Source organism: Sphingomonas sp. PP-F2F-G114-C0414, assembly GCF_003688595.1.
Classification (GTDB): Bacteria; Pseudomonadota; Alphaproteobacteria; order Sphingomonadales; family Sphingomonadaceae; genus Sphingomonas.
This window is the reverse complement of the sequence record NZ_RCWT01000009.1, coordinates 868080-892967: the sequence shown is the minus strand read 5'-3', so window position 1 is coordinate 892967 and position 24888 is coordinate 868080. Positions and strand designations below refer to the sequence as shown.

The 24888-nt window shown below is 64.8% G+C and carries 27 protein-coding genes and 1 tRNA gene; 8 read left to right on the top strand and 20 right to left on the bottom strand.

The window, feature by feature from the left end; all coding sequences use genetic code 11:
• Positions 1 to 23: 23 nt before the first annotated feature.
• The 4 genes from C8J47_RS04710 to C8J47_RS04695 form a co-directional block, all read right to left on the bottom strand.
• Positions 24 to 1628, bottom strand: coding sequence for a histidine kinase famiy protein (locus C8J47_RS04710; RefSeq protein WP_121884604.1), 1605 nt, complete (start codon positions 1626 to 1628; stop codon positions 24 to 26).
• Between the two features lie 123 nt (positions 1629 to 1751).
• Positions 1752 to 2312 carry a DUF2497 domain-containing protein gene (locus C8J47_RS04705; RefSeq protein WP_121884754.1) on the bottom strand — a complete coding sequence of 187 codons (561 nt, stop codon included), beginning with the start codon at positions 2310 to 2312 and terminating at the stop codon, positions 1752 to 1754.
• A gap of 36 nt (positions 2313 to 2348) precedes the next feature.
• On the bottom strand, positions 2349 to 3875 hold the full coding sequence (locus C8J47_RS04700) for a TolC family outer membrane protein (protein ID WP_121884603.1): 1527 nt from the start codon (positions 3873 to 3875) through the stop codon (positions 2349 to 2351).
• 8 nt (positions 3876 to 3883) lie between these two features.
• On the bottom strand, positions 3884 to 4513 hold the full coding sequence (locus tag C8J47_RS04695; protein WP_259467366.1) for a protein-L-isoaspartate O-methyltransferase: 630 nt from the start codon (positions 4511 to 4513) through the stop codon (positions 3884 to 3886).
• Positions 4514 to 5079: 566 nt separating this feature from the next.
• On the opposite strand from C8J47_RS04695, the gene C8J47_RS04690 reads away from it, so the two are divergent.
• A tRNA-Cys gene (locus C8J47_RS04690) sits at positions 5080 to 5153 on the top strand.
• Between the two features lie 735 nt (positions 5154 to 5888).
• Here C8J47_RS04690 and C8J47_RS18840 read toward each other — a convergent pair.
• Positions 5889 to 6314, bottom strand: coding sequence for a surface-adhesin E family protein (locus tag C8J47_RS18840; RefSeq protein ID WP_147454280.1), 426 nt, complete (start codon positions 6312 to 6314; stop codon positions 5889 to 5891).
• 504 nt (positions 6315 to 6818) lie between these two features.
• Here C8J47_RS18840 and C8J47_RS04685 point away from each other — a divergent pair.
• Positions 6819 to 7817: a 2-keto-3-deoxygluconate permease gene (locus tag C8J47_RS04685; RefSeq protein ID WP_121884602.1), complete on the top strand. Its 999-nt coding sequence runs from the start codon at positions 6819 to 6821 to the stop codon at positions 7815 to 7817.
• A 95-nt stretch (positions 7818 to 7912) separates the two neighbouring features.
• On the opposite strand, the gene C8J47_RS04680 is transcribed toward C8J47_RS04685, so the two are convergent.
• Positions 7913 to 8335, bottom strand: a complete 423-nt coding sequence (locus C8J47_RS04680; RefSeq protein WP_121884601.1) for a (deoxy)nucleoside triphosphate pyrophosphohydrolase — start codon at positions 8333 to 8335, stop codon at positions 7913 to 7915.
• Positions 8336 to 8366: 31 nt separating this feature from the next.
• Here C8J47_RS04680 and C8J47_RS04675 point away from each other — a divergent pair, with 31 nt between their 5' ends.
• Entirely contained in the window at positions 8367 to 8570 is a 204-nt protein-coding gene (locus C8J47_RS04675) for a Flp family type IVb pilin (RefSeq protein WP_121884600.1), read from the top strand.
• 160 nt (positions 8571 to 8730) lie between these two features.
• Positions 8731 to 8904 carry a Flp family type IVb pilin gene (locus C8J47_RS04670; RefSeq protein ID WP_055879343.1) on the top strand — a complete coding sequence of 58 codons (174 nt, stop codon included), beginning with the start codon at positions 8731 to 8733 and terminating at the stop codon, positions 8902 to 8904.
• Positions 8905 to 9005: 101 nt separating this feature from the next.
• Here C8J47_RS04670 and C8J47_RS04665 read toward each other — a convergent pair whose 3' ends face one another.
• From C8J47_RS04665 to C8J47_RS19435, 4 genes are read right to left on the bottom strand one after another with little or no spacing between them, the layout of a single operon-like run.
• Positions 9006 to 9953, bottom strand: coding sequence for an acetyl-CoA carboxylase carboxyltransferase subunit alpha (locus C8J47_RS04665; protein ID WP_121884599.1), 948 nt, complete (start codon positions 9951 to 9953; stop codon positions 9006 to 9008).
• A 53-nt stretch (positions 9954 to 10006) separates the two neighbouring features.
• On the bottom strand, positions 10007 to 10906 hold the full coding sequence (locus C8J47_RS04660; protein ID WP_259467350.1) for a tyrosine recombinase: 900 nt from the start codon (positions 10904 to 10906) through the stop codon (positions 10007 to 10009).
• Positions 10903 to 12750, bottom strand: a complete 1848-nt coding sequence (locus C8J47_RS04655) for a hypothetical protein (RefSeq protein WP_259467349.1) — start codon at positions 12748 to 12750, stop codon at positions 10903 to 10905. Before C8J47_RS04655 ends, C8J47_RS04660 begins: the two co-directional genes overlap by 4 nt.
• Entirely contained in the window at positions 12734 to 12868 is a 135-nt protein-coding gene (locus tag C8J47_RS19435) for a hypothetical protein (RefSeq protein WP_258191373.1), read from the bottom strand. Before C8J47_RS19435 ends, C8J47_RS04655 begins: the two co-directional genes overlap by 17 nt.
• Before the next feature lie 101 nt (positions 12869 to 12969).
• Here C8J47_RS19435 and C8J47_RS04650 point away from each other — a divergent pair, with 101 nt between their 5' ends.
• Genes C8J47_RS04650 through C8J47_RS04640 form a run of 3 tightly spaced genes read left to right on the top strand, consistent with a single transcriptional unit; the run spans position 12970 to position 14770 of the window.
• Positions 12970 to 13533 carry a shikimate kinase gene (locus C8J47_RS04650; RefSeq protein WP_060526913.1) on the top strand — a complete coding sequence of 188 codons (564 nt, stop codon included), beginning with the start codon at positions 12970 to 12972 and terminating at the stop codon, positions 13531 to 13533.
• The gene (gene aroB / locus C8J47_RS04645) at positions 13530 to 14630 is read left to right on the top strand and encodes a 3-dehydroquinate synthase (RefSeq protein ID WP_121884598.1); all 1101 of its coding nucleotides are present in this window, start codon (positions 13530 to 13532) and stop codon (positions 14628 to 14630) included. Before C8J47_RS04650 ends, aroB begins: the two co-directional genes overlap by 4 nt.
• Complete coding sequence (locus C8J47_RS04640) at positions 14630 to 14770, top strand: DUF2256 domain-containing protein (RefSeq protein WP_082444318.1); 141 nt, start codon at positions 14630 to 14632, stop codon at positions 14768 to 14770. Before aroB ends, C8J47_RS04640 begins: the two co-directional genes overlap by 1 nt.
• Positions 14771 to 14854: 84 nt before the next feature.
• On the opposite strand, the gene C8J47_RS04635 is transcribed toward C8J47_RS04640, so the two are convergent.
• The 7 genes from C8J47_RS04635 to radA all read right to left on the bottom strand — a co-directional run bounded on the left by C8J47_RS04635 (position 14855) and on the right by radA (position 20717).
• Positions 14855 to 15184: a DUF423 domain-containing protein gene (locus tag C8J47_RS04635; RefSeq protein ID WP_121884597.1), complete on the bottom strand. Its 330-nt coding sequence runs from the start codon at positions 15182 to 15184 to the stop codon at positions 14855 to 14857.
• Entirely contained in the window at positions 15181 to 16944 is a 1764-nt protein-coding gene (locus C8J47_RS04630) for a cation:proton antiporter (protein ID WP_056050948.1), read from the bottom strand. The genes C8J47_RS04635 and C8J47_RS04630 overlap by 4 nt, the downstream gene beginning before the upstream one ends.
• On the bottom strand, positions 16944 to 17375 hold the full coding sequence (locus tag C8J47_RS04625) for an iron-sulfur cluster assembly scaffold protein (RefSeq protein ID WP_121884596.1): 432 nt from the start codon (positions 17373 to 17375) through the stop codon (positions 16944 to 16946). The genes C8J47_RS04630 and C8J47_RS04625 overlap by 1 nt, the downstream gene beginning before the upstream one ends.
• Positions 17372 to 17938 carry a CvpA family protein gene (locus tag C8J47_RS04620; RefSeq protein WP_121884595.1) on the bottom strand — a complete coding sequence of 189 codons (567 nt, stop codon included), beginning with the start codon at positions 17936 to 17938 and terminating at the stop codon, positions 17372 to 17374. Before C8J47_RS04620 ends, C8J47_RS04625 begins: the two co-directional genes overlap by 4 nt.
• A gap of 95 nt (positions 17939 to 18033) precedes the next feature.
• Positions 18034 to 18594 carry a YkgJ family cysteine cluster protein gene (locus tag C8J47_RS04615; protein ID WP_121884594.1) on the bottom strand — a complete coding sequence of 187 codons (561 nt, stop codon included), beginning with the start codon at positions 18592 to 18594 and terminating at the stop codon, positions 18034 to 18036.
• A 48-nt stretch (positions 18595 to 18642) separates the two neighbouring features.
• Complete coding sequence (locus C8J47_RS04610) at positions 18643 to 18975, bottom strand: hypothetical protein (protein WP_121884593.1); 333 nt, start codon at positions 18973 to 18975, stop codon at positions 18643 to 18645.
• 371 nt (positions 18976 to 19346) lie between these two features.
• The gene (radA, locus tag C8J47_RS04605; RefSeq protein ID WP_121884592.1) at positions 19347 to 20717 is read right to left on the bottom strand and encodes a DNA repair protein RadA; all 1371 of its coding nucleotides are present in this window, start codon (positions 20715 to 20717) and stop codon (positions 19347 to 19349) included.
• Positions 20718 to 20832: 115 nt separating this feature from the next.
• Here radA and C8J47_RS04600 point away from each other — a divergent pair, with 115 nt between their 5' ends.
• A complete protein-coding gene (locus C8J47_RS04600; RefSeq protein ID WP_121884591.1) occupies positions 20833 to 21984 on the top strand; it encodes a glycosyltransferase family 1 protein in 1152 nt (383 codons plus the stop codon).
• A gap of 900 nt (positions 21985 to 22884) precedes the next feature.
• Here the strand turns inward: C8J47_RS04600 and C8J47_RS18835 are convergent.
• From C8J47_RS18835 to C8J47_RS04590, 3 genes are all read right to left on the bottom strand, one after another.
• A complete protein-coding gene (locus C8J47_RS18835) occupies positions 22885 to 23319 on the bottom strand; it encodes a hypothetical protein (protein WP_147454279.1) in 435 nt (144 codons plus the stop codon).
• 517 nt (positions 23320 to 23836) lie between these two features.
• Positions 23837 to 24142, bottom strand: a complete 306-nt coding sequence (locus C8J47_RS04595; protein WP_121884590.1) for a DUF2218 domain-containing protein — start codon at positions 24140 to 24142, stop codon at positions 23837 to 23839.
• Positions 24139 to 24723 (bottom strand): PadR family transcriptional regulator, encoded by a 585-nt coding sequence (locus C8J47_RS04590; protein WP_259467348.1) that lies wholly within the window; start codon positions 24721 to 24723, stop codon positions 24139 to 24141. Before C8J47_RS04590 ends, C8J47_RS04595 begins: the two co-directional genes overlap by 4 nt.
• Positions 24724 to 24888: the final 165 nt, after the last annotated feature.

Sequence of the window (24888 nt, the reverse complement as noted above, 5' to 3'; positions counted from 1 at the left end):
CGCCAACGTCAGGTACGCCAACGTCAGGTACGGGCCCCCGGCTTGTCGAGCACCTGCCGGATCCTCTCGTTCAGTTCGTTGCGGCGGTACGGCTTGCGGATCAGCTCGAACGACCGGCTGCCCTCGTCGATCGCCTCGTCGGCGAACCCGGTGGTCAGCAGCACCGCAGTATGCGGATAATCGCGCCGCACCGACTGCGCGAGCGCGACGCCGTTCATCCCGCCGGGCATGAGGATATCGGTGAACAGCAGCTTGAAATCGGAATCACCCGCCAGCGTATCGAGCGCACTGCGCGCGCTGTTCACCAGCACGACCTCGTAGCCGAGATCCTCGAGAATCGTGCGGCCGAGTTCGCCGACTTCGATCTGATCCTCGACCATCAGCACGCGCTCGGCGCCACCGGTGCGCGGCGCGAGCGGGGCGGCAGGCTTGCGCTCGACCGCACCACTGGCGCGCGGGAAGTACAGCGAGAATTCCGCGCCGCCGCCAGCGCCGTTGCGGACGGTCGCCAAACCGCCCGACTGGCGCATGAAGCCGTACACCATCGCGAGGCCGAGCCCGGCGCCCTTGCCCATTTCCTTGGTGGTGTAGAACGGTTCGAACAGCTTGTCGGCGGTCGTCAGGTCGACGCCGGGGCCGTCGTCGCAGATGCTGACGACAACATATTCGCCGGGTTCGAGCTTGGCGAGGCTGGCATCCTCGGGCAGCACCGCGTTGCGCGTCGCGATCGTGACCTTGCCCGCGCCGCCCGTGGCATCGCGCGCGTTGGCGATGATGTTGAGCAACGCCATCTCGGCCTGGACAGGATCGACGCGGCAGTTCCACAGATCCTCCGCCAAATCGCGCTTGAGCGTGATGCCGCTACCGACGCTACGTTCGAGGATCACGCGGAAGTCGCCGATCAGCTGGTTGAGGTTCATCAACCGGTCGCGCAATTCCTGTTTCCGCGCGAACGCGAGCAACTGCTGCGTCAGGGTCGCGGCGCGCGTGGCGGAGGTCGAAATCGCGTCGACCGCGCGGCGTGCCGACTTGTCGTCGGGATCGATCCGCGCGTCGAGGATGTCGGCATAGCCCTGGATGACTTGCAACAGGTTGTTGAAATCGTGCGCGATCCCACCGGTCAGCTTGCCGACCGCCTCCATCCGCTGCGCCTCGTGGAGCGCCTCCTCGGCCTCGCGCCGACGTGAGATGTCGAGCTGGCTGGCGAAGAAATATTTGAGTGTGCCGTCCTCGCCGAACACCGGCGAGACAAACAGCGCGTTCCAGAAGGTCGAGCCGTTCTTGCGGTAGTTGAGGATCTCGACCGCGACTTCCTCGCGGTTCGCGATCGCCGCGCGGACTTCGGCGACGGCGGTGCGGTCGGTCTCGGGACCTTGCAGGAACCGGCAGTTGCGGCCGAGAATCTCGTCCTGCGAATAGCCGCTCAGGAACGAGAAAGCCTCGTTGCAGAAGATGATCGGGTTGTCGTCGCGGTGCGGGTCGGTGACGACCATCGGCATCCGCGTGGTCTTCACCGCAGCAAAGAAGATATCGCTGTTGGTGTCCGCGGACGAAAAGTCGTTCTGCCCGCCGTGCGACGCAGGAATTGCCGGTTTTTCGGCGGGGCTAACGGTCTCGGTATCGGACATGGATAGTAAAACACCGCATCGCACGGCGTTGTTCCGCAGCGATAAAACCAAATCGACCGCGTTGGCAACCCACTTGAGGTGTCCAGCGATATGAACGGCAGACGCGCGCGTCCGCCGCTCGGATCAGGGCTGCTGGTTCATGATCTTGGCGATCTCGCGCGCGACCATGTCCTCGACCAGGCCGGGCAGGTTCGCGTCCATCCATTCGCGCAGCATCGGCCGCAACATCTCGCGGACGAGGCCTTCGAGCGTCCCGTCGCTGTTGGCATCGGGTTTCACCATCATCCGCGTCAACGCTTCGAGCGGCGCACGCGTTGCAGCGGCCGTTTCGCGCGAGACGATCGGGCGATCGGTCGGTGCGGCGGCCGTCGCGGGCGCATCGACCGGCAGCGGCTTCGGCGCGGACTGGCGCGACTCGGCGACCGCATCGACGGAAGACAGCACCGGAGATTTCGGGGTGCGGGGCGTACGGTCGACCATCGGCATGGGATCGCTCAGTTCGAGGATTTCGTCGTCGTCAGCATCGGCGCCGCCGTCCAGATAGGCGTCGCGATCGACCGGCGACGGCATCGGCCGCGACGGACGGCGGTTACGACCGGGCATCGTATCGCCCTCTTCGGCAATGATCCGTTTGATCGACGAGAGGATTTCCTCCATCGACGGCTCCGCACTGATATCCCCCATCCGGACCATCCCAAACCCCGCGGCCGCGCGACGCCCCTATCGGCGGCTCGGCGCGTCCATACCTGTCGTCAATGCTGGGTTCCTGTCAACTGGCGTTGCGAGCAACGGATCGCTTTGCGGCTGAACATGCGCGTCCTGCGCGGGCGATTGCGCGGTGCTGGTCGCGACCGCAGCAGGTTCGCCGTCGCCGCCGAAGTCCCAGATCTTGTGGCTGACCCGCTTGTAATTGGCGACCGGATCGTAAAGCACGCCGCCGTCGAGCCCCAGGTCGCGCGCCTCCGCCTGCCCCATCGCGGCGAGCAACGCGAAGCCCGCGACATACGCATCGCGCCGCGCCGTCACCAGCGTGACCTGGCTGTTGAGCAATTCCTGCTCCGCGTTGAGGATATCGAGGATCGTCCGCGTGCCCACGCTGTTCTCGGCACGGACGCCCTCCAGGCTCAGCTTGTTCGCGTTGACCGCGGTTTCCGACGACTGGATCACCTGCTCCGACGACCGCCACACCGCATAGGCAGAGCGCGCCTGCGAGATGACGTTGCGCTCGGTCGCAGTCACGTTCTCGATCGCGCGCGAGCTGAGCGCCTCGGCCTGCCGGACCTGTGCCGCGGGACGCCCGCCCTGGAACAGCGGCAGGGTCAGCGACAGCCCGCCCTGCACCGTCTTGTTCGCGTTGGGAAACGCGGCGACGCCGTTGGTCTTGCTGATCGACCCGAGATAATTGGTGTAGCCCGCGCCGCCCGTCGCGCTGATCTGCGGCAGGCGAGTCGCGCGCGCCACGCCGATGTCGTAACGAGTCGCATCGCGCTCCTTTGCGGCGGCGAGCAGGGTCGGATTATTGTCGATCGCCACCGTCACCGCCGATGCCGGGCTGTCGGGCAGATGCGGCAACACCGGCGGTGGCTCGAGCGTGCCGGGCGGCGTGCCGACCAGCTGGATGTAGTTCTCCCGGCTGGAGATCAGCTGCGCCTGTGCGGATTGAAGCTGCGCGCGGGCGAGCGCGAGACGCGCCTCGGACTGCGCGACGTCGGTGCGCGTCAGGTCGCCGACCTGGAACCGATCGCGACTGGCCTGGAGATTGACGTCGAGCACGCGGACGTTCTGCGTGTTGAGCCCGACGATCGATTCGTCGCGGATCACGTTCATGTACGCGCTGACGACGTTGGTGAAGAGATCCGCCTCGGTCCCGCGCAGCGTCGCGCGGCCGCCCTCGACGCGCGTCTTGGCGGCGGCCACCGAATTTCGGACCTGACCGCCCAAATACAGCGGGATCGACACGTTCGCGCGCGCCACCGCCTGCCGAGGGGGTGCGATGAAGCTGTTCTGCGCGGTCACCACGAACTCGGTATAGTCGCCGGTCGCGTTCACCGACGGCAGTCCGGTCGCGCGCGCGATCGGCACGTTCTCGTCGCTCGCGCGCAGGGCGGCGCGCTGACCGGTGATCGTCGGGTTGGTGTTGTACGCCTTGACCAGCGCCTCGCGCAGCGTTTCGGCGCCAACCGGTGCAGCGCCGTAAACCAGCGCAACACCCAGAAACAAACGACGAATATGAGCGGTGCGCGGCATGGTCTGCCTCAGAACTTGAAGGATTTGGGCGTATCGAAGCCGGGTAGCGTGACGCATTCGACGTCGACGAAAGCCACCAGCGCGAAACCGCCGTCGGTCTTTCGTCCTGCCGCCAACCGGGTCAGCCCGCGCTCGGCGATCCCGGCGACGACCCGGCCGCCCGGACGGACCTGCGCGATCAGCGCATCGGGCACCGATTCGACCGCGCCGTCGACGATCAGCACGTCATAGGGCGCCCCGGCAGCGCTACCGTCCGTCATCGCCCCCTCGACGAGTTCGACGTTGCCGACCCCGGCCAGCGCCGTGCGTGCGGTCGCGACCAACGCCGGATCGCTCTCCACCGCGACCACCGAGGCGACGATCTCGGACAACACCGCGGCGGTGTAGCCGCTTGCCGCACCGATCAGCAGCACGCGGTCGCTGGCGGTCAGATACGCTTCGGTCAGCAGCCGGCCGGTCGCCATCGGCAGGTTGGCATAGCGACCGCCGCCGAGCGGGATCGCGGTGTCGCGGTAGGCGATCGACCGGACGGCCTCAGGCATGAACGTCTCGCGCGGCACCCGCGCCATCGCCGCGACCACGCGCTGGTCGTTGACCGCGTTGGTGCGCAGCTGGCTGGCGACCATCGCGTGGCGCATGCCGTCGAATGCCGATGCGGTGGGGCCGGTGCCTGCGCCGCCGATCGGGCGCGTGGCGGGCTGGGCGGTGTCGATGCTCATCGTCGTCATGGCTTATCCTGTCGCACAGCTGTTTTACATGTGCAATACACTAGTTGTCGTGATGACCTGATATCGCGCGCCCCGCGCTACGCCAAGCGCGCGTTTGGTTCAAAACAGGCGGAAGCCCCCGCACGACGCGACGAAGTGCGGAAGAGGGCCGATGCTGGGAGGGTGACGCCCCGCCCGCCCGTGTGACACCGAGATGCCGCGGGCGGGACGTCGAGGGCGCATGCGGAAGTCCACGGCAACACCTCTGTGGCTCCTCTAGCAAGCAAACCGACCGTCGTCCCGCGCAAATCGCCCTCGCGCCCTGCGGCTCACCGCATCCAGTGCCCCGCAACCGTCGTGACCAGACCGCGCTTCGAGGAACGGCCGGTCGGTTTGCGCGCCCCCGCCGCACCGATCGCGACAATTCGCCGCGATCTGCAAACTCCCGGTTGACCCGCCGCCCAAAACGAAGCATTTGCGCCGCCTTCACGCATCGGGGCCCGATGGCGGAGTGGTGACGTAGAGGACTGCAAATCCTCGCACCCGGGTTCGATTCCCGGTCGGGCCTCCAAATTAGCTAACTGTGATTTTCAGTTACTTAGCGCTGGCTAACTAGGTCTAATCGCGAATTTCGTCGATTGCTGGTCGGCTGGAATGTCTGAAATGGGAGGAAAGCGGACGTCCGCTGAGGAGCGTTCTGACTTAGTTTTAAGCGCATGGTTCGTTAGAAACCGTACCGTCCACTATCAAGGATCGGGAACTTAACTGACCAGTCTTGGCCTCGCATATGCCAGTTTGCTTAGTGGTGCCGTGGGCAGCACCAGATGTCGAAATGCACTCACCCTCGCAATCACTTCCATTCGTGCAGATCTTGCCTGCGTCTTTGTAAGGGCGAATACAGCCTTCAGCATTGAACGCTATCATTCCCGGCAGCCCGCCTGCGACGTGACAAGCGCGTAGCTCTTAAACGGATAGCCTTGTTATTGTTGGGCCATCCGGCAACGCATCCGCTGACGTAATTACGACAAGCAATGGAGTGGCAAGGAGTCGAGTTAAGAGAGCAGCCATAAGTCTAGCTTAATCAGCGGACGAATGTCCGCAAGTGGGCGCTTTACGACCGGGGTATCGCTAGGGTACAGTGCGACGCAGGCAGTGAAAAAAGCCGCGATTTGAGCTGGCCGCCGACGGGTGCGGCGGAGGGTGTCTCCGCCGCAAAGGTAGCCGTGACCGACGAATCCCGTTGCAAAGGTGTGCCGGGAGAGACCTTGGCGAATCCACACTCGGTTTTTCCGCTACCGTCGCGATGTCATCCAGGTGGCGGACTCCCGGCCCCGTCACAAACAGCGCTGAACGTCGCGGCGCCCACACTCTCCGGTGGCGCTGCCCTATAACTCGATTCGCCCGCTACCCAACTGTACGATTTCAGAACGTTGCCGTTCGCATCATATTCTAATGCTTCGCGAAGTCTCGATACGCCTGCCGAGCAGTCGTATTCGCGACGATCTTTTTCGATGATGTACGTCCGTTTCGGGTTTTTGGGAGCTAAGCGGTAATCCCACTTCTCCCATGCGAACACGCGCGAACCGTTTCGAACTATTGTATCTTTATCCACCGAGATTACGGTGCCTTCGTCAGTGCTCGCGGTTTGTACCCATTCCGTAGCCAACGCCGGTTGCGGGATCACCGTTGCAATCAACAGGAGAGATGTTATTTTCTTAAGATAATTGTTCATTTGCTGCCCCCGCGTCATCGAACAATCTTTCGATGAGTGCAATCGTGAGTCAATATCGAACGTTTCGGGATAGGCGGATTTAATTGTCTAAAAAGAATGCGGCAGAGTGAATATCCGCCGTCCGCGAGTGTCCGGGTTGGGAGGAAAGCGGAAGGACCGCTTTCGAACACGTCAGCGGCGATAGCTGCACCGCGCGGCGGGGTCGCCTTTCTCGCAGTGCTGATCGACCCCTTATTGACTACCGCCGCTGTGGACGTTCGGCTCATGCAGGATTGGCGAGGCCGGTCGAAACGGTCGAGCTTCGCGATAAAGTACCGATTCGGCCAGATGCGGCCGGGGTGATTGCCCTGTAGAAGCCTGCTCCGTGCTCTGCTCGCGGCCGGAGCAATCTTCTCCCGCGGCGATCGAACGAGGTGCTCCCGACATGACCAGCATTCTCAAGAATTTCGAAGCATACGAGCGGCGGGAAATCAAGCCAGCCAAGGCAACGAGGGCAGTGCCCCGATGAATATCAAGGACCGCGTCGACCGCATTCCGGGTGGCATGATGATAGTGCCACTGTTCATTGGCGCATTATGCCGAACGCTTGCCCCCGGCGCGCCGACGTATTTCAGCGGCTTTACCCAGGGGCTCATGACCGGGATCATCCCTATCCTTGCGATCTGGTTCTTTTGCATCGGCGCATCCGTCCATCTCAGCACGACCACGACGGTGCTCCGCAAATCCGGTTCCCTGCTGCTGACCAAGCTTCTCACGGCTTGGGTGATCGTTGCCATCGCGTCCCGGTACATTCCGCCGGACGTTGTTCAGACAGGCTTTTTTGCGGGCATGTCGCTTCTCGCGCTCGTGTGTGCAGTCGATATGACCAATGGCGGACTGTACGCGTCGCTGATGCAAAATTTCGGGAGCAGCGAGGAATCCGGGGCTTTCGTCCTGCTCTCGATCGAGTCCGGTCCGCTGATGAGCATGCTCATACTCGGGGCAACCGGCGTAGCGCATTTCAAAGTGGCGGTATTTGTCGGCGCCATATTGCCATTTGTGGCGGGCTTTGCTCTCGGGAACCTCGATCCGAAGTTACGCGACTTCTTTTCACCGGGATGCAAGATCTTGATCCCCTTCTTCGCGTTCGCGCTCGGCAATACGATCGATCTGCATACGCTTATGTCACCCTTGGCTGCGCTTGGGATCGTTTTCGCACTTTTCGTAATCGTCGCGACCGGCGTGCCGCTGATCATTGCGGACATTCTGGTCGGCGGAGGCACCGGTACTGCTGGCATCGCAGCATCGTCGACTGCCGGCGCCGCAGTGGCCAACCCTCTGGCAATCGCCGCCGTCGCACCGGAATTCATGCCCGTCGCTAAAGATGCCACGACGTTGGTCGCTATCTGCGTGATCATGACATCGATCATAGTGCCGATCATCACCGGGCTTTGGCACAAGCGCTTCGGCCAAGGCCGCAACGCCGGAAAGGGCGTCCAACGGTCTCCGAGTCTTTTTCCCTAGACGTCCCCCGGGTCGGTCGGACGCCATACGACGGCAGGGACGTTTGCCCAGCGGTTGCAGCCCCGATCGCAGTTGCGGCTGGCCGGATCGCCGAGTCAGATCAGCGCGTCGAGCAGGCCGATCAGCGGACGGTCGGCGGGCGGCATCGCCAGCGCGTGCATCTCGACCGGCCTCACCCAGCGCAACGCGGTCGCTTCGAGCGCGCGCGGGACACCGCTCCACTTGCGCGTCACGTACAGCAGCAACAGCAGGTGGCGATCGCCCAGCGGTGCACTCGCGAACGTCGCCGGGGCGAGGCAGGCGTGCGGGACCGCGATCCCGAGTTCCTCCTCGAGTTCGCGAATCAACGCCGCTTCGGGCGTCTCCCCCGGTTCGACCTTGCCGCCGGGAAATTCCCAGAGGCCGGCGAGCGACTTTCCCTCGGGCCGTTGCTGGAGCAGCACCCGCCCCTCCAGGTCGACGAGCGCCGCAGCCACCACGGGCAACAATCTCGCGGGAACACTGTCGTCGTTGGTCATTCTTTAATCTCCTACGCCTACACGTGCGAGCATGCGTTTCCTGTCGTCCAGATCGAACCGGGTGCCCCGCACCGTCGTTAGCATCGTCCGCGATTCACGCGGCGCGACGGCAATCGAATATGGCCTGATCCTGGGTCTCGTGGTGATCGCGATGATCGTCGGGCTGTCCGCCATGGCGGGCTCGACGATCGGCATGTGGAACACGGTCGATGCCAAGGTTTCGCAGGCGCGCTGACCCGCGGGGCGCCATCGCGCGCACTAAGTATCGGCACCGCCAAAACTATCGATCGCGACCTTAAACCTTTCTCAACCAGACACTTGTATCTGTCGATGCGCTGTTCCGGTCCATCCGGCCAGCCGGGTGACACTGAAGCAATCCAACAATGGAGACCGGAATGAAGACGATCCGCAAGTTTTTCAAGAACTCCAAGGGCGCAACCGCAATCGAGTACGGCCTGATCGCCGCGCTGATCGCCGTCGCCGCCATCGCTGCGATGCAGGGCCTGGGTAACAGCCTGAACAAGACGTTCAACAACGTCTCGACCAAGCTGAACACCTCGACCACGTAATCGAGTTACCAGTAGCGTACGAAAAAGGGCGGCGAAACTTCGGTTTCGCCGCCCTTTTTCGTTGCGCTGTTGGGCGAAGTGTCGCCGGGCGAGCGACCGCGTCAGAGGCGGCCCATCTTGAGGAACTTCGCCTGGCGATCCGTGCGGAGGTCGGCAGGCGCGAGCGGCGCCAGCTCGGCCAGCGCGGACGACACCGCATTGCCGAGCGACTCGATCGCTACCGCCGAGTCGCGGTGCGCGCCGCCGAGCGGCTCGGCAACGATATCGTCGATGACGCCGAACGCCTTGAGGTCCTGTGCGGTGATCCGCATCGCTTCGGCGGCCTCGGGGGCCTTGTCGGAGGTGCGCCACAGGATCGACGCGCAGCCTTCAGGGCTGATCACCGAATAGACGGCATGCTCGAACATCAGCACGCGGTTGCCCGCGGCGAGTGCGACCGCGCCACCCGAACCGCCCTCGCCGACGATCACCGCGACGATCGGCACGCCGGCGTTGAGGCACGCTTCGGTCGAGCGGGCGATCGCCTCGGCCTGACCGCGTTCTTCGGCCTGGATACCGGGGAACGCGCCCGAGGTGTCGACCAACGTGACGATCGGCAGGCCGAACCGGTTGGCGAGTTCGACCAGGCGGATCGCTTTCCGGTAGCCCTCGGGCTTGCCCATGCCGAAATTGTGACGGAGGCGGCTGGCGGTGTCGTCGCCCTTTTCGTGGCCGAGCACCATGATCTTGCGGCCCCGGAACGTCGCGAAGCCGCCGATGATCGCCTGGTCGTCGCCAAATGCGCGGTCACCCGCGAGCGGCACGAACTCGTCGAACAGCGCGGCGACGTAATCCTTGAAGTGCGGGCGCTCGGGATGGCGCGCGACCTGCGTCTTCTGCCACGGAGTCAGCCGCGCGAAGGTGTCCTTCAGCAGCTTGTCGGACTTGGCTTGCAGACGGGCGATATCGACCGACAGGTCGACGCTGCCTTCGGCGGCGGTGTCGCGGAGTTCGTCGATCCGGCCCTGGAGTTCGGCGATCGGTTTCTCGAAGTCGAGGAAGCTAGGCATGTGCGGCGGTTACGGCGCGGCGCCGTCCGCGTCAACGCGCCGCCCTGTTCGCGTCAGCGCGGCGGCATATCCGCAAGGGGGTGATGCGTGTTGACGAGCTCGACGAGGCGGCTCGAATCGACGTGCGTGTAGATCTCCGTCGTCGCGATATCGGCATGACCGAGCATCGATTGCAGCGCGCGCAGGTCGGCACCGCCGGCGAGCAGGTGCGTCGCGAACGCATGGCGCAGGACGTGGGGGCTGACGCGGTCGGGGGGAATGCCGGCTTCGGCGGCGAGCGCCTTGACGATCTGGTACAGCCGGATGCGCGAGAGGTGCCCCTTGCCCGACGGAAACAGCCAAGCGCGATCGGTCGCGACATGAGTCCGCCACAGCGCCACGGCGGCTCGCGCACGGTCGGAGATCGGGACGAGACGCTCGCGCCCGCCCTTGCCGCGCAGGATCAGGAACGGCCGATCGGGATGGACCGCGTTGCGCGGCAGGCTGACCAGCTCGGTCGCGCGCAGTCCGGAGCCGTAGAGCAGTTCGAACAGCGCGGACAGGCGCAGGTCGTTGGGATCGAGCGGATCGCGCGCTGCCCGTTCGGCGATCGCCGCGAACAGCCGGTCGACATCGGCGTGACTCAATATCCTGGGCAACGCGCGGACGGTGCCCGGCCGAGGGAGCGCGTTGCCGGGATCGTCGGGACGGTGGCCCTCGTCGGCAAGGAACGCGAAGAAACGCCGGAGCGACGCAGACTTCCGCCCGACCGTCGCGTTCGACAGCGCGGACCATTCGCCCGCGAGCGTCGCCAGCGCATCCGCATTCGCCTCGACTAGGCCGCCTTCGAGTGCCTGCGACGCTAGCGACAGGTCGCTGCGATACGCCGCGACGGTGTTCGCTGCCGCGCCGGCCTCCGCCGTCATCATTTCCAGGAAGCGATCGATCAGCGCGCGATCCCGACCGTGCGTCACGCCCGCGCGATCGCCTCGGCCGCGATCATCCGCGCTTCGCCGTCGAGCCCGACCGCGCGCAGCGCACCGACGATCCGGTAGAGCGCCTCGGGCGGGATACCCTTCCAGTTCGGCGCCTGCATGCCGATCGCCGCGAGCAGGACGACTGTCCCCGCCTGACCGTCGCGCGCGGCACGATCCAGCGCGCGCGTCCAAGCATTGGCGGCACCGATCCGCACGCCGAGTGTCTGCGCGGCGCGCTCGATGTCGCTCTGCGAAAGCCGGCCCATCCCGGCTAGACCCGCGAACAGCATCCGCTGCTTCAACGCCGAATCGCCCGCGCCGCCCGAATAGGAGGCAAGGTCGGCGTAACTCAGACGGCGATATGCATCGGGATCGCTCAGCACGATCATCGCCCAGGCGTCGCTGCCGCTCGGCACCGTACCGAGCCAGCGCGCCGCGGTCCGGTCGAGCCCGGCGGTCAGCATCGACGCGACCAGATGATCGGCGTCCGCCTTGCCCGAGGTCGGGTCGATCCGCGCCGCCGCCCGCGCGGTCAGCACCAGCCGCGCATAGGCAGGTTCCGCGTCCTTGACGCCCCACAACTGACGCAGCGCGGTCAGCCGCGTCTCGGCGTTGCGATCGGCATAGGCGGTCTGGAGATCGTTCGCCGTCGCGCTCGCGCCGCTCTGCGCGTCGTCGTCGGTCGCGGTCGCCGCATACAGGTCGACCAGCGCGGCGCTGGACAGCACGCCCTGCCCCGCCGCCGCCTCGGCAGGCGCCAGCCGGTCACCCAGCGCGACCGACGGCGAGAGCGCCTGCCAGTATCGCACCTGCGGCCCGGCGCTCGCATAGAGCTCGTCGGGCACCGCAACGCCGGTCGCCATCGCCAGCCCGAACCGCCAGGCGGTCAGCTGATCGACGCCGTCCCATTCGATCGTCACCGCCTGACGCCCCTGCGCCCCGGCACCGACGACCTTCTGCGCCAGCAGCATGTCGACGCCACTGGCGACGTTGCGGCGCTTGGCGGTCGCGATCAGCGGGGTGGCCTGCGCCGGATTGCCCGACAGCCCGGCGCATATCGCCTGCGCCATCGTCCAGCCGCGCGACGGGGCATAGCGCATCGCGCCGGGAACCAGCGGGCAGAACCCGGCAGGATCGCCGGTCGCCAGCGACGCGTTCATCGCGACCTGATACAGCTTGGGCGTGTAGTTGAAGGTATCGACGTTCTGCGTGACCGCCCGCGCGGCAACCGATTCGCCCATCCGCAACAACAGCCACGCCCGCTCGGCGGCGAAGTCCGCGCCGTTGGTATGGCTCGGCGTATCGACATGCGACACCAGCGCGCGCCGCAGCAGGATCGACATCCACCGCGACGGCAGCGGCGCGGTCAGCCGGCGCATCAGCGTCTCGACATACTGGCCATCGGCATCGCCGAACGCATCCGTCTCCAGCCCGCCCTCGCTCGCGGTGACCGGTCCGACCGTCTCGAGCGAACGCCGCGCGGATTCGGGCATCTCGTAGCGCGCGAGCACGCTCGGATCGACCGGTGCGGGCGTGGCGACGGGTGGTGGAACCGGTAGCCCGTCCGGCGTCGTCGACGGCAGCGGCTGGATCATCGCGCTGGAGGGCGATGGGGGTGTCGATGAGGAGGGCGATGATTGCGTAGGCGTAGTCGGGCGCGTCGGTTGCGGTGCGTTTGCAGGCGCGTTCGGTCGCGACGCGGGGGCCGGCGACGGGGTCGCATCGCCAAAGCCCGGCGGCAGGATCGATTCGGGGCGATCCTGGCCGATCGCGGGTGCCAGCGCGACGAGCGCCCCGACGGCGACGGCCGCCGCCAGCGTTGCCTTAAGAGAGGTTCGCAAGCGTCACGGCCTTTTCGACGTGGCTCTGCGGACGTTCCGTCGCGCGGCCCGCCAGCAGGAACAGGCCGCCGACCACGACCACAAGAACGACGACGACCGAGACGATGAAACGGGACATACGACGTAACCTTGTAGTGGACAGGGGTAGTGAACGGGGCAGAAAATCGCGCGCCAAGAGCTTTTGCCCTCGCGCGGAGCCGCTGTATAGCGCGGGCTACGATGTTGCAAAGCCACAACCCTTCAGGCGGGCCCTCGGGCAGTCGTCGCCCTGCCCCGATCGATCGCCCGATCGTGCTCGTCGGGCTGATGGGCGTCGGCAAGACGACCGTTGGCCGCCGCCTTGCGCTGCGCATGAACCTGCCGTTCGTCGACGCCGATCACGAGATCGAGGCCGCGTCGGGGATGACCGTCGCCGAGATTTTCGCGAAATACGGTGAAGAGTATTTCCGTGATGGCGAACGCCGCGTGATCGCACGGCTGATCGACGGCACGCCGAAGGTCATCGCGACCGGTGGCGGCGCGTTCATCAACGACGACACGCGCGCGCTGATCCTGCGCGATACGGTGTCGGTCTGGCTCAGCGCGCACCCCGACATCCTGGTGGAACGCGTGGGCCGGCGCGACAGCCGCCCGCTGCTCCGCAACCGCGATGCGGGGAAGGTGCTCACCGAACTGGCGCGCGTGCGCAACCCGATCTACGCGCAGGCGCACATCCATATTGTCAGCAACAAGACGCCGCACGAAGCGACCGTCGCCGCTATCCTGAGAGCGCTTGGCCGATGAAGACCGTTATTGTCGAACTGGGGTCGCGGACCTACCCGATCCATATCGAAGCGGGGATTCTCGCGCGGGCGGGTGAGTTCCTTGCGCCGCTTGCGAAGGGCCGGCGGGTGGCGATCGTCACCGACGAGAATTTGTCGGTCCACCTCGCGACGTTGCAGGCGTCGCTGACTGCGGCGGGGATCGCGTCGGAGGCGATCGTGTTGGCCCCCGGCGAAGGCAGCAAGAGCTGGGCGACGCTGGAGATGCTGTGCGACCGGCTGCTCGAACTCGGCGTCGAGCGCGGCGATCATGTCGTTGCGCTCGGTGGGGGCGTGATGGGTGACCTGGTCGGGTTCGCCTGCTCGATCCTGAAGCGCGGGTGCAACTTCGTGCAGATCCCGACGTCGCTGCTCGCGCAGGTCGACAGCTCGGTTGGCGGCAAGACCGCGATCAACACGAAGGCCGGCAAGAATTTGATCGGCGCGTTTCATCAGCCGGTGATGGTGCTGATCGACCCGCAGGTGCTCGACACGCTGCCGATCCGTGAGTTGCGCGCGGGTTACGCCGAGGTCGTGAAATACGGCCTGATCGACGACTTCGTGTTCTTCGAATGGTGTGAAGCCAACGGCGCTGCTTTGCTCGCGGGCGACATCCGCCTGCGTGAGTACGCGATCGCGCACAGCGTTTCGGCCAAGGCGCGGATCGTCGCGGCGGACGAGCATGAGACGAACGGGACGCGTGCTCTGCTCAATCTCGGGCATACGTTCGGCCATGCGCTGGAGGCGGAGACCGGGTTCTCGCAGGCGCTGATCCACGGCGAGGGCGTCGCGGCGGGTTGTTCGCTGGCGTTCGGGTTTTCGGCAGCCCAAGGGATTTGCTCGGTTCAGGTCGCGGAGCGCGTTGCAGCGCACTTGCGCGACGTCGGGCTTCCCGACGGTCTCGCGGCCGCGAAGATCGGCGCGAGCGGTGCGCGGCTCGTCGATCACATGCGGCACGATAAGAAGATGGCGGCGGGCACTCTCCCCTTCCTGCTCGCGCGCGGGATCGGCCAGACGTATCTCGACAAGACGGTCGACCTCGGGGACGTCGAAACCTTCCTCGACGCGCAGCCCCGCTGATGCCCAACGGTGTCGCCAAGCAGAACCTGCCGACCAAGGTGTGTCCGGCATGCGAACGGCCGTTTACGTGGCGGAAGAAGTGGGCTCGAGACTGGGACAGCGTGATCTATTGTTCGGACGCGTGCCGGAAGAAGCGGTAGCACCCGAGAACCAGAAAGAAGTTTGTTCACCCGCGAAGGCGGGTGCCCAGACTGGGTCCCCGCCTTCGCGGGGAAACAATTCTGCTAGGGGCGAGCCGCACTCCAAGCCAGCCACAACCACCCGCCGATCAGCAGCGCGCCACCGATCGGCGTAATTGCGCCGAACCAGCGCGGCGCGCCCAGCGCCATCGCGTACAGCGTCAGCGCGAAGATCGCCGCGCCGATCACGAACAGCCACGCCGGCCCGCGCGCCTCCATCCGCACCGCAACCAGCGCCGCCACGACGTGGACGAGCTGATACTGCGCGCCGGTCTTCAACCACTCCGCCGCGGAGCCACTCGCGCCGTGCGCCCCGAATGCTCCAGCCGCGACCGCGATCGCGCCCGACAAGGCGGCCAGTATGACGAGTATCATGTCGCGTCGTTCCCCCACGGAAAGCGTTCGGCGGTTTCGGCACGCGCCGCGCGCATGTCGCCCGAATCGATCTGGAGCTGCAACCGCTCCTTGTCACGCGCGCGGTACATGTCCTCCGCACGGTCGATATCCGCGCTCGCGACGCCGAGCCCGTCCATCGCCAGCCGCGCCATCTTCACCGCCGATTCGAGCACCTCGCGGATGACATACTGCGCCGACGTGTTCTTCAGCTTGACCAGCGCGCGCCGATCGAACGCGCGGACATAGATCGCGGCGTTCGGGAACGCCTCGTGCACGCCCTCAATCGTGTCGGGTTCGAGCTGATCGCCATCCATGCAGAAGCAGATCAGTTCGGCCTCCGCCGCCCCCGCCTGCCGCAACAGGTCGAGCCGCGTGCCGTCGCCGTAATAGACCTTCGCGCCGAACTCGCCGGCGATGTCGATCATCTCGATATCGGTATCGATCAGCGTCACCGGGATATCCTGCGTCAGCAGCATCTGGCCGACCGTCTGCCCAAACCGGCCATAGCCGACGATGATCGCGTTCGAGCCATCGGTCTTGGGCCCGTCGCGCTCCTGGTTCTTCGCCAGTGGTTCGGTGCGGAAGCGCCGGGTGATCCCCATCAGGAACGGCGTCGTCGCCATCGACAGCGTGATGATGGCGCCGAACAGGCTGGCCGCCTGCGGTTCGATCAGCAGCCCGGCCTGCGCCTGCGCGAACAGCACGAAGCCGAACTCGCCGCCCTGGCTGAGCAACAGCCCGAGCGCGAACGCCTGCCGCCACGTCATCTTGAACGCCATGCCGATCAGCATGATCACGCTGGTCTTGGTCGCGATCAGCGCGGCGGCCATCGCCATCACGAACACCGGCCGCTCGGCGATCGCGTTGAGGTCGAGCACCATGCCGACCGCGAGGAAGAACAGGCCGAGCAGGATCGAGCGGAACGGCTCGACATCGGCTTCGAGTTCATGCCGATACGGGCTGTCCGCGAGCATCACGCCGGCGATGAACGCACCGAGCGCGGTCGACAGCCCGAGCCATTCCATGATCGCGGCGCTGGCGATGACGGTAAAGAGGCCGGCGAACACGAACATCTCGCGCTCGCCGAGATTGCCGATGAGGCGGAAGAACGGGCGGAGCAAGAAGCGCCCTGCAACGACGAGCCCGACCACCGCAAGCACCGTATAGATCGCCAGCAGCCAGCCGGGAGGCGCATTCGCGTCGGCAGGGTTGCGGCTCATTGCGGCGACGATCGTGATCAGGGGGACGATCGAGAGATCCTGGAACAGAAGGATCGAGAACGCACGTTCGCCGAACGGGGTGCGCATCCGCCCCGAAGACCGCAACATCGGCAGCACCTGCGCGGTCGACGACAGCGCGAGCGGCAGGCCGAGCGCAAGCGCGGCGGGAAGCGAGAACTTCGCCCCGACCCAGACGATCGCGGTGATCGCGAGGCCGCAGATCGCGACCTGGAGAAGGCCCAACCCGAAGATCTCCTCCTTCATCTTCCACAGCCGTGACGGGTTCAGCTCGAGCCCGACGATGAACAGCAGCAGCGTGATGCCCAGTTCGGCGAAGCCGAGCTTCGACTCCGCATCGCCGACTAGCCCCAGCACATGCGGCCCGACGACCGCGCCCGCCACGAGATACCCCAGCGTCGCCCCGAGCCCGAGCCGCCGGAACAGCAGCACGAACATTAGACCGAACCCGAGCAGTACGACGCCGTCGCGGAGCAGCGACGGTGCCGTGCCCTCCGCCATCAGACTTTCGCCTTTGCGGCGGTGTCGGCAGCCTCGGCCGCGGCTTCGAACGCGAGCCGGATCGACGGGTGCCGCGCGGTGTAGTCGAGCGCGGGGGTGAAAATATCCATCCCCGGCCAATCGGGCGCATCGCCGTCGCGCGCAAGCCATGCCGTCAGCGCATCGCGCGTCGCGGCGAGCTCGGCGGGGGTGCGACCGAGGATGTTCGACGCCAGCAACGACGACGACGCCTGACCGAGCGCGCAGGCGCGGACCAGCAGGCCGACCTTGCTGACTTTGCCCTCATCGTCGACCGCGACATCGATCGTCACGCGGCTGCCGCAGATCGGCGAGCGTTTCTCCGCGGTCGCCATCGGCTCGGGCAGGCGTTCATGGTGGGGGATCGTGGCAGCAAGGCGCAGGATCTCGGCATTGTAGAGGGGCGCGCTCATGATTTCGGGTCGCTTGCGTTGTCGGGTCGGGAGGTCGGCGTGCGGGCGCCGAAGACGGGCTGACCGCGGCGACGGCGGTCGACGAAATCGGCGATGCCGGCGCTAGTCGCGTCGAGCAGCGGATAGGTGCGCGACCGGGTCATCCATTCGGGCCGGCGCGACGGTCCGCCGCTCATCGTATCGATCACGAGCGTGGCGAGCAGGAAGACGAGGCTGGCGAGGATGAGCCCTTTGAGCGCACCGAACCCGAAGCCCAGCGCACGGTCGACCGGGCCGAGAATGGAGGTCCGCGTCCGCGCGCCGATCGCGTTCGCGACGAGACGACCGCCGATATAGGTGACGCCGGTGATGATCGCGAAGGCCAGCACGGCTGCCCCTCCGACCGTGCCGATCATCGGCGACAACGCGGCGGCGAGCGGGATGTGGAACAGCTTCAACATCGCCACCATCGCCACCCAGGCGAACATCGACAGCACTTCGGTCACGAACCCGCGGATCAGCCCCAGCACTGCGGACCCGGCGACGGCAATCAGGACGACTATGTCTAGGGCGGTCAGGTTCATGCAGTCTGGAATAGGGACGCGGCGCGCGAACCGCTAGTGCACGCGGCGAGCGACGTGTTCAGACCGGTCATTCCGCTGCCGCGAAAACTGGAATCCTAGTGGTTCGCACCGAATACAGCGTAGTGTTCGCGCCATGCGGCGACTTCGTCCTGTAGATCCTGGGGGGCCGCGTCTCCCGAGAGGACGAAGCGCGCAACGTCGGTGTCGGGATGCATCAGCATCTTCTTTGAGCCGTCGCTGAACCAGACCGGGACCAACTGGTCGCACACGCCGTCCAGCACGGTGGCCGCCATCCCGTTCGCGATAGCGTCGCTGCCGGTGAGCATGCGGACATGAATCGAGACGCCTTCAAGGCAGTTCTGCGGCCTGTCGACGAAATTGAGCGAGACGAGAAGTCCGGACCGGTCGGGACGCGCTTCGTCCGGCAGGCTCGCGACGCGTCGCCACGCGCAGAACCAGGTCCGGCAGATGCGCGGGCGGATGGCATGGATACCGCACCCCTTGTCGGAAAGGTGGATGCACGGCGTTCCCGCGGGTTTGGCGAACTCGGGCGTGTTCACCGTCAGTTCGGTGCAGCACGCGGTGCAATCGCCGCACTCTCGATCGGGTAGGATCGGGCCCAGCAACGTCGTTTCCACGTCGGCTTGAGGCTGCATCTGCGCGCGTGGGTCGACCGGAGTCGGGGTATCACGCCGTTCCACGGTTCAATTCCCTTCGGAATCCACCGTGAAGACCATCGGCTTGCCGCGCGACATCGGCTCCCATCCCGCGGCCAACGCCGCCCGCACGCCGCGCGCGATCGTCGCGTCGTCGATCTGAAGACGCCCACGCGGCAAGCCTTTCAACAGGCGTTTCGGCGCGGGGAATTCGAGCAATGCTTCGCGCTGCGCATCGTCCTGCAACAGCGAGATCGTCATGCCCTTCCAGCCTTCGGCATCCGTGTGTTGCGGCTCGCGCTCCAGGTTCCAGTCGTATCGGGTGCCGTCGACCTCGACAGTGCCCGTGTTGCTTTTGGTGTTTGCCATGCCCGCGGCCATAGCATGGCTGTCGCGAGAGGCCATGCGTTCGCCGATTGGCCGAACCTGCCCGCCACGATGACGTCGTGTGCGGCTCGATCGACCGATGGCCGACAAAGGCCCTTACCACCCCACCCCGGCGGAGGCCGGGGCCTAATTGGAGAGGTCGTGATAACGAAGCGCAGCGGTCGTCAGCAGCGTTTCCCAATTGGGCCCCAGCCTCCGCCGGGGAGGAGACCATTCGGGACGTTAACAACGAACCGGAGCTATCCCCGTCGCAAGGGTACGTCCGACCCAACACCGTCACTAACGCTGCCCTGTTCTCCCGCGAAGGCGGGAGCCCAGTCTGGATCCCCGCCTTCGCGGGGAAACAAGTTGCCTTCCTGCGTGCGTTATCCCCGCCCCATCATGTGATCGACGAATGACGCGAGCGTCTTGAACCCCGAGAGTTTCATGCCACTCTTCTCCCCCGTCATCGACGCCGGCACCAACGCGCGTTCGAAGCCGAGCTTGCTCGCTTCCTTCAACCGCAGCGGGCCATGCGCAACCGGGCGGATCTCGCCCGACAGCGCGACCTCGCCGAACGCCACCGCGTCGACCGGGACGGGCCGCTCCGACATCGCCGATATCAGCGCTGCCGCCACTGCTAGGTCCGCGGCGGGATCCTGCACGCGGTAGCCCCCGGCGATATTCAGATACACTTCGGCATTCGAGAAGCTCAGCCCACACCGCGCCTCCAGCACCGCCAAAATCATCGCGAGCCGCCCCGAATCCCAGCCGACCACCGCACGCCTTGGTGTTGCCCCCGACGCCAATCGCACGGTCAGCGCCTGAATCTCAACCAGCACCGGCCGTGTCCCCTCCAGCGCCGGGAACACCGTCGCCCCCGTCATCGCGTCGTCACGGTGCGTCAGGAACAGCGACGACGGATTGCCGACCTCCGCCAGCCCCTCGGTCTGCATCGAGAACACGCCGATCTCGTCGGTCCCGCCGAAGCGGTTCTTGATCGCGCGGAGAATGCGGTATTGGTGGCTGCGCTCGCCTTCGAACGACAGCACCGTGTCGACCATATGCTCCAGCACGCGCGGGCCGGCGATCGAGCCGTCCTTCGTTACATGCCCGACCAGAACTACCGCCGTCCCGCGCTCCTTGGCGAAACGGATCAGCTCCTGCGCCGACGCACGCACCTGGCTGACCGTGCCGGGCGCGCCCTCGATCAGGTCGGAGTGCATCGTCTGGATCGAATCTATCACCAGCATCGCCGGCGGCTTGGTCTGCAATGTCGTCAGGATGTCGCGCGTCGAGGTCGCCGCCGCGAGTTGCACCGGCGCATTGCCGAGCCCCAGCCGCCGCGCGCGCAGACGCACCTGATCCGCCGCTTCCTCGCCAGACACGTACGCGACCGACTGCCCCGCCAGCGCCATCTTCGCCGCCGCCTGCAACAGCAGCGTCGACTTGCCGATCCCCGGATCGCCACCGATCAACGTCGCCGAACCCTCGACGAACCCGCCGCCCAGCGCGCGGTCGAGCTCGGCGATGCCGGTCGCCATCCGATCGGGAAGCTTGATCTCGGCGTCGAGCCCGACGAGCTGGATCGCCCGCCCACCGGTCTGCAGATTATGCTTCGTATGGAACGGCGTCGCGGCGGTGTTCGCCTCCTCGACCAGCGTGTTCCACTCGTTGCAATCGGCGCATTGCCCTGCCCATCGGTGGGACACCGATCCGCAGGCCTGACACACATAACGCTTCTGGGGTTTCGCCATACGCGGCATGTACGAGAACGATACGGGAACATCAATGGGCGCCGACGTGAACCGTGGCGACGCTATCGTGCGGATTTAGTGGCGCTTCACCGCACCCGGCGTTATCCGCGCGGCGATGGACGCCACCGACCTGCGTATTGCCCTGTTCAGCGGCAATTATAATTATGTTCGCGACGGCGCCAACCAGGCGCTGAACCTGCTCGTCGGGCATTTGCTGTCGCAGGGCGCAAAAGTCCGCGTCTACTCGCCGACCAACGCCAAGCCGGCCTTCCCGCCGACCGGCGATCTGGTCGCGGTCCCGTCGCTGCCGCTGCCGGCCGGGCGCGGCGAGTACAAGATGGCGCGCGGCCTGCCCGCTGCGATCCGCCGCGATCTCGATGCGTTCGCGCCGAACCTGATCCACGTTTCCGCACCCGATTTCCTCGGCCACCGCGCGATCGCCTATGGCCACCGCCACGGCCTCGCCACGGTCGCGTCGCTGCACACCCGGTTCGAGACGTATTTCCGCTATTACAAGATGGCGTTCTTCGAGCCCGTCATGATCAGGATCCTGACGCGCTTCTACAACCGCGTCGACGAAGTGCTGGTGCCGGGCCGCGGCATGGCCGAGATCGTCCACGATTGGGGCGTGACGACGCCGACCGCGATCTGGTCGCGCGGTGTGAACCACGATCGCTTCACGCCGACCCGCCGCGATCTGGACTGGCGCCGCGCGCACGGGATCGCCGACGGCGAGGTCGCGGTCGGGTTTCTCGGCAGGCTGGTGAAGGAAAAGGGCCTCGACGTCTTCGCCGACGTGATCCGCACGCTCGAGACGCGCGGCATAGCGCACAAGGTGCTGGTGATCGGCGAAGGTCCGGCGCGCAACTGGTTCGCCGAGCGCGTGCCCGGGGCAGTATTCGCCGGGTTCCAGTCGGGCGACGATCTCGGCCGTGCGGTCGCGTCGATGGACGTGTTCTTCAACCCCAGCGTCACCGAGACGTTCGGCAACGTCACGCTGGAGGCGATGGCTTCGGGCGTACCCGTCGTGGCGGCGCGCGCCTCGGGCGCGGTCGGCCTGGTCGACGACGGCGTCACCGGCTTCCTCGTTCCCCCGACCGATATCGCCGGCTATGCCGACGCGATCGGTCGGATCGTCACCGAACCGGGCCTGCGCGAGACGATGGGCTGGGCCGGCCACGACAAAGCCGCGGGCTATCTGTGGGATACGATCAACCAGGCCGTGCTTGATACGTATCTGCAAGTCATGGCCCGACGGGGAGCATAGTTCGCCACTGCGGGGTGGGCGCGGTGTGCGCTGTCCTGTTTTGCGGAGGTAGCGCCTTGTTCTGATCAAGGACACCCATTCGGAGCGACAGGTTCGCGTCATGAAGCGTATCAACCTCGGGCCGCTTGCCTGTTTCGCTTATCACCCGTTCCACGAGCGAAACCCCGTGAAAGGTTCGAGGATCAACGAGCTGGTGAGCAGGATCCTTTTACCAATTGACACATTCGCCTGGGCTAAATGCGCTTCCTACTGGTCGGTCGAACCCGGCGTAATATTGGCGGCTTTCCGTTATCGCTTTAGACTGACAAACAGAAGCTATTCAATAATTCCGCTCTTCAATGGCGGCAGGTTGTGGACTACCGTAGATTTTCTCCCATTCCGGATGAATGCTTTCGCGCGGCTATACTTCTCTAGAAGTTTAACTGCGGAAAGAGAGAATTGACCTTTTACAATAGACACGGTCGGTTAATTACCAATTCCTATAATTTCGGCAAAGCAGACCCAACGTGACCTAACAATTTCGCCGTTCCCCTAACGAACTCGGACACTCCGGTGTCAGCATAATCTGCGTCAGTTCTGTCGTAACTCACCGATCGCTCCCCGCGATGCGATGCGCGCGCCGCTGTTTTCCGAGGCCCGGTCCTCCTGGATAGGAATGCCCTATCCAATCTCAAACGCGGCCTACCCGTATTGCGGATACGGGGTCGGCACCTCGTAGCGGGCGCAGAACCAAGCCATCCGCGCGGCGCCAACACGCTAGCTACGTGACTACGGGCTGGTCACCGGCCGATGGCAGACGTGCCGGCCGCAGCGGTAGCGGGCAAGACACCAAATCCGAGCAGCGGAAAAAACCACGGATGCAAATGAATTCCTTCCGCCATCGGGCTCATATACCATTACTCATAGTGGAACAAATTCAACTTCCACTATATTTTTATTATCGAGATAGAAACTATCACCCTCTTTCCCCACAAGACTATTATTATCAAGACACTTTAAATTTTTACCTGATAATTGCCACTTGGCCGCAACATCCCAGCCTCTCATTTTCAAGCCGTTCGAAAATACGACGTTATTGCTCCGGTACGAAAGATAGTTGTTCGTAGATTTCTTTAGGTAGGTAAACCCACCATATGCAACTTGGGTCCAGGTTGTGCCGTCAACCTGACGCGGGGTTACAGTAATCCAGTATTCTGGCGGCCCTACGTCTGTAAACCAGCCCTGTTCAACGCCGTTCAAAAAAACCTTTATTTTGAATTCGCCAACAGAACTTGTGACATCTAGCGCAGGCTCGACATCGCTATTTGATATGAAATCGCCATCACCTTTGCTCATAACATCACCTCGGCTTATGATTTGCTTTTATCAATGCGTAGTTGTTAAACTTAGGCTAATGACTATTTAACATTACTACAATCCGAACATTACCGGTTGACGTGTAGCAGGGTCAAGCAATGTATATTAAGTCTCTGTATGCTATCGATTTGTATATCGACGTTAAAAACTGTTATCCACTGATATATAGTATTTTAATACGCTTGATATTGGTTCAGTTCGGATGCGATTGGCTTCATCATATAGATATCGCTCTGTTGATCAGGCGACGCTTGCATTTAAGCTTCAAGTGACCAGCTCACGCTTCTACCCGACGGTAGAAATGCAAACGCCCAATCCTTGAGGCAGAACCCTCTCCGCCCCGGCCTCGTTCGAGCGCAAGACGGCAGCGCCGCTCAACATGGGCTACCGCCATCGGTATCCCGAAACCAACAGTCCGGACTTCTCCGACCTCAGCCATTCCCCACGCCTTGAGACTTATCGCGCGCCCGCCCCGCCACAAGGGGAACGGATCGGTTTACGGCGCCAGCATCCAGTCGAACGTCAGCGGCGCCTCGCGGAAGGCGAAGCGGTCTAAGTGGCTCGACACCACGCCACGCATGCGGTCGACGTCCTCGCCCTCCGGCACCGTCAAGGCGACGTCGAGCGTGGCGGTGTCGGCGCGCATGTCGAGCACCGCGCCGTTCGGGAAGGCGATCCGTCCTTCTTCGGCCGAAAAGGTCACCTCCATCTTGTGGCTCCAGTGCTTGGCGAGTTGCTGGAGATACTTGCTGGCGGACTGCGTCGGCACGCGCGCGACCGAAATGATGGGCGAGACGCTCACTTGAGCCGCTCGATCTTCTGCGCCGCCTCGTCGAGCAGGCCCGCGACCGCGTGCAGCGTGTCCTCGTTCACGTCCTCGCGCATCAGCCGCGTCTGCAGCACCTGGCGCAGATTGCCCATCGCGCGGCGGATCGGTGCGCCGTCGGTCCGTTCGGACTCGGCGCCGACGGCGGCCAACCGGGCGAACAGCGCCTCGACGATCTCCGCATTGTCCTTCAGCAACTGGCGCCCTTCGTCGGTCACCGCGAAGCGCTTCTTGGAACCTTCCGACTTCTGCTCGTCGATCAGCCCCATGTCGTCGAGCGTACTGAGCGTGGGATAGATCACGCCCGGGCTTGGCGCATAGCTGCCACCCGCCAGTCCTTCGATCTCGCGGATCAGGTCGTAGCCGTGGCGCGGTGCATCCGCGATCAGCTTCAACAGCACGAGCTTCATCTCGCCGCCGTCGAAGACCCGGCGGCCGCGACCGCGTGCTCCCCCGCCCGACTTCCAATGGCCATGGTCCTCACCATGCTCGCGACGGCCGTGGCCGCCATGCCGGGGGCCACCGCTCCACGGTCCAAATCCCATTTCGTTACGCATTTGAGTATTCTCCGATATCTCTAAGATGGTTTGAGATATATCGCAGAATATTCCGAATTCAAGGGATGCGCTGAATTTTGTTCGATCGCGCCTAGCAGCAGTCCAGAGGCCGCCCCCCGCCGCCAAGGGTTCAATGTCGGCGCCACACCCCTTATGTTCTTTCAG

Excerpts from the sequence above, each read along its gene's own strand:
- C8J47_RS04680 (WP_121884601.1), bottom strand. The coding sequence starts at position 8,335 with ATGACCAACGACGACAGTGTTCCCGCGAGATTGTTGCCCGTGGTGGCT.
- aroB (WP_121884598.1), top strand. The coding sequence starts at position 13,530 with ATGAAGACCGTTATTGTCGAACTGGGGTCGCGGACCTACCCGATCCAT.
- C8J47_RS18835 (WP_147454279.1), bottom strand. The coding sequence starts at position 23,319 with ATGAGCAAAGGTGATGGCGATTTCATATCAAATAGCGATGTCGAGCCT.
- C8J47_RS04650 (WP_060526913.1), top strand. The coding sequence starts at position 12,970 with ATGTTGCAAAGCCACAACCCTTCAGGCGGGCCCTCGGGCAGTCGTCGC.
- C8J47_RS04685 (WP_121884602.1), top strand. The coding sequence starts at position 6,819 with ATGAATATCAAGGACCGCGTCGACCGCATTCCGGGTGGCATGATGATA.
- C8J47_RS04665 (WP_121884599.1), bottom strand. The coding sequence starts at position 9,953 with ATGCCTAGCTTCCTCGACTTCGAGAAACCGATCGCCGAACTCCAGGGC.
- C8J47_RS04590 (WP_259467348.1), bottom strand. The coding sequence starts at position 24,723 with ATGCGTAACGAAATGGGATTTGGACCGTGGAGCGGTGGCCCCCGGCAT.
- C8J47_RS04615 (WP_121884594.1), bottom strand. The coding sequence starts at position 18,594 with ATGCAGCCTCAAGCCGACGTGGAAACGACGTTGCTGGGCCCGATCCTA.
- C8J47_RS04600 (WP_121884591.1), top strand. The coding sequence starts at position 20,833 with ATGGACGCCACCGACCTGCGTATTGCCCTGTTCAGCGGCAATTATAAT.
- C8J47_RS04710 (WP_121884604.1), bottom strand. The coding sequence starts at position 1,628 with ATGTCCGATACCGAGACCGTTAGCCCCGCCGAAAAACCGGCAATTCCT.
- C8J47_RS04705 (WP_121884754.1), bottom strand. The coding sequence starts at position 2,312 with ATGGGGGATATCAGTGCGGAGCCGTCGATGGAGGAAATCCTCTCGTCG.
- C8J47_RS19435 (WP_258191373.1), bottom strand. The coding sequence starts at position 12,868 with ATGTCCCGTTTCATCGTCTCGGTCGTCGTCGTTCTTGTGGTCGTGGTC.
- C8J47_RS04640 (WP_082444318.1), top strand. The coding sequence starts at position 14,630 with ATGCCCAACGGTGTCGCCAAGCAGAACCTGCCGACCAAGGTGTGTCCG.
- C8J47_RS18840 (WP_147454280.1), bottom strand. The coding sequence starts at position 6,314 with ATGAACAATTATCTTAAGAAAATAACATCTCTCCTGTTGATTGCAACG.
- C8J47_RS04635 (WP_121884597.1), bottom strand. The coding sequence starts at position 15,184 with ATGATACTCGTCATACTGGCCGCCTTGTCGGGCGCGATCGCGGTCGCG.
- radA (WP_121884592.1), bottom strand. The coding sequence starts at position 20,717 with ATGGCGAAACCCCAGAAGCGTTATGTGTGTCAGGCCTGCGGATCGGTG.
- C8J47_RS04670 (WP_055879343.1), top strand. The coding sequence starts at position 8,731 with ATGAAGACGATCCGCAAGTTTTTCAAGAACTCCAAGGGCGCAACCGCA.
- C8J47_RS04610 (WP_121884593.1), bottom strand. The coding sequence starts at position 18,975 with ATGGCCGCGGGCATGGCAAACACCAAAAGCAACACGGGCACTGTCGAG.
- C8J47_RS04675 (WP_121884600.1), top strand. The coding sequence starts at position 8,367 with ATGCGTTTCCTGTCGTCCAGATCGAACCGGGTGCCCCGCACCGTCGTT.
- C8J47_RS04630 (WP_056050948.1), bottom strand. The coding sequence starts at position 16,944 with ATGGCGGAGGGCACGGCACCGTCGCTGCTCCGCGACGGCGTCGTACTG.
- C8J47_RS04620 (WP_121884595.1), bottom strand. The coding sequence starts at position 17,938 with ATGAACCTGACCGCCCTAGACATAGTCGTCCTGATTGCCGTCGCCGGG.
- C8J47_RS04695 (WP_259467366.1), bottom strand. The coding sequence starts at position 4,513 with ATGCGCCACGCGATGGTCGCCAGCCAGCTGCGCACCAACGCGGTCAAC.
- C8J47_RS04700 (WP_121884603.1), bottom strand. The coding sequence starts at position 3,875 with ATGCCGCGCACCGCTCATATTCGTCGTTTGTTTCTGGGTGTTGCGCTG.
- C8J47_RS04625 (WP_121884596.1), bottom strand. The coding sequence starts at position 17,375 with ATGAGCGCGCCCCTCTACAATGCCGAGATCCTGCGCCTTGCTGCCACG.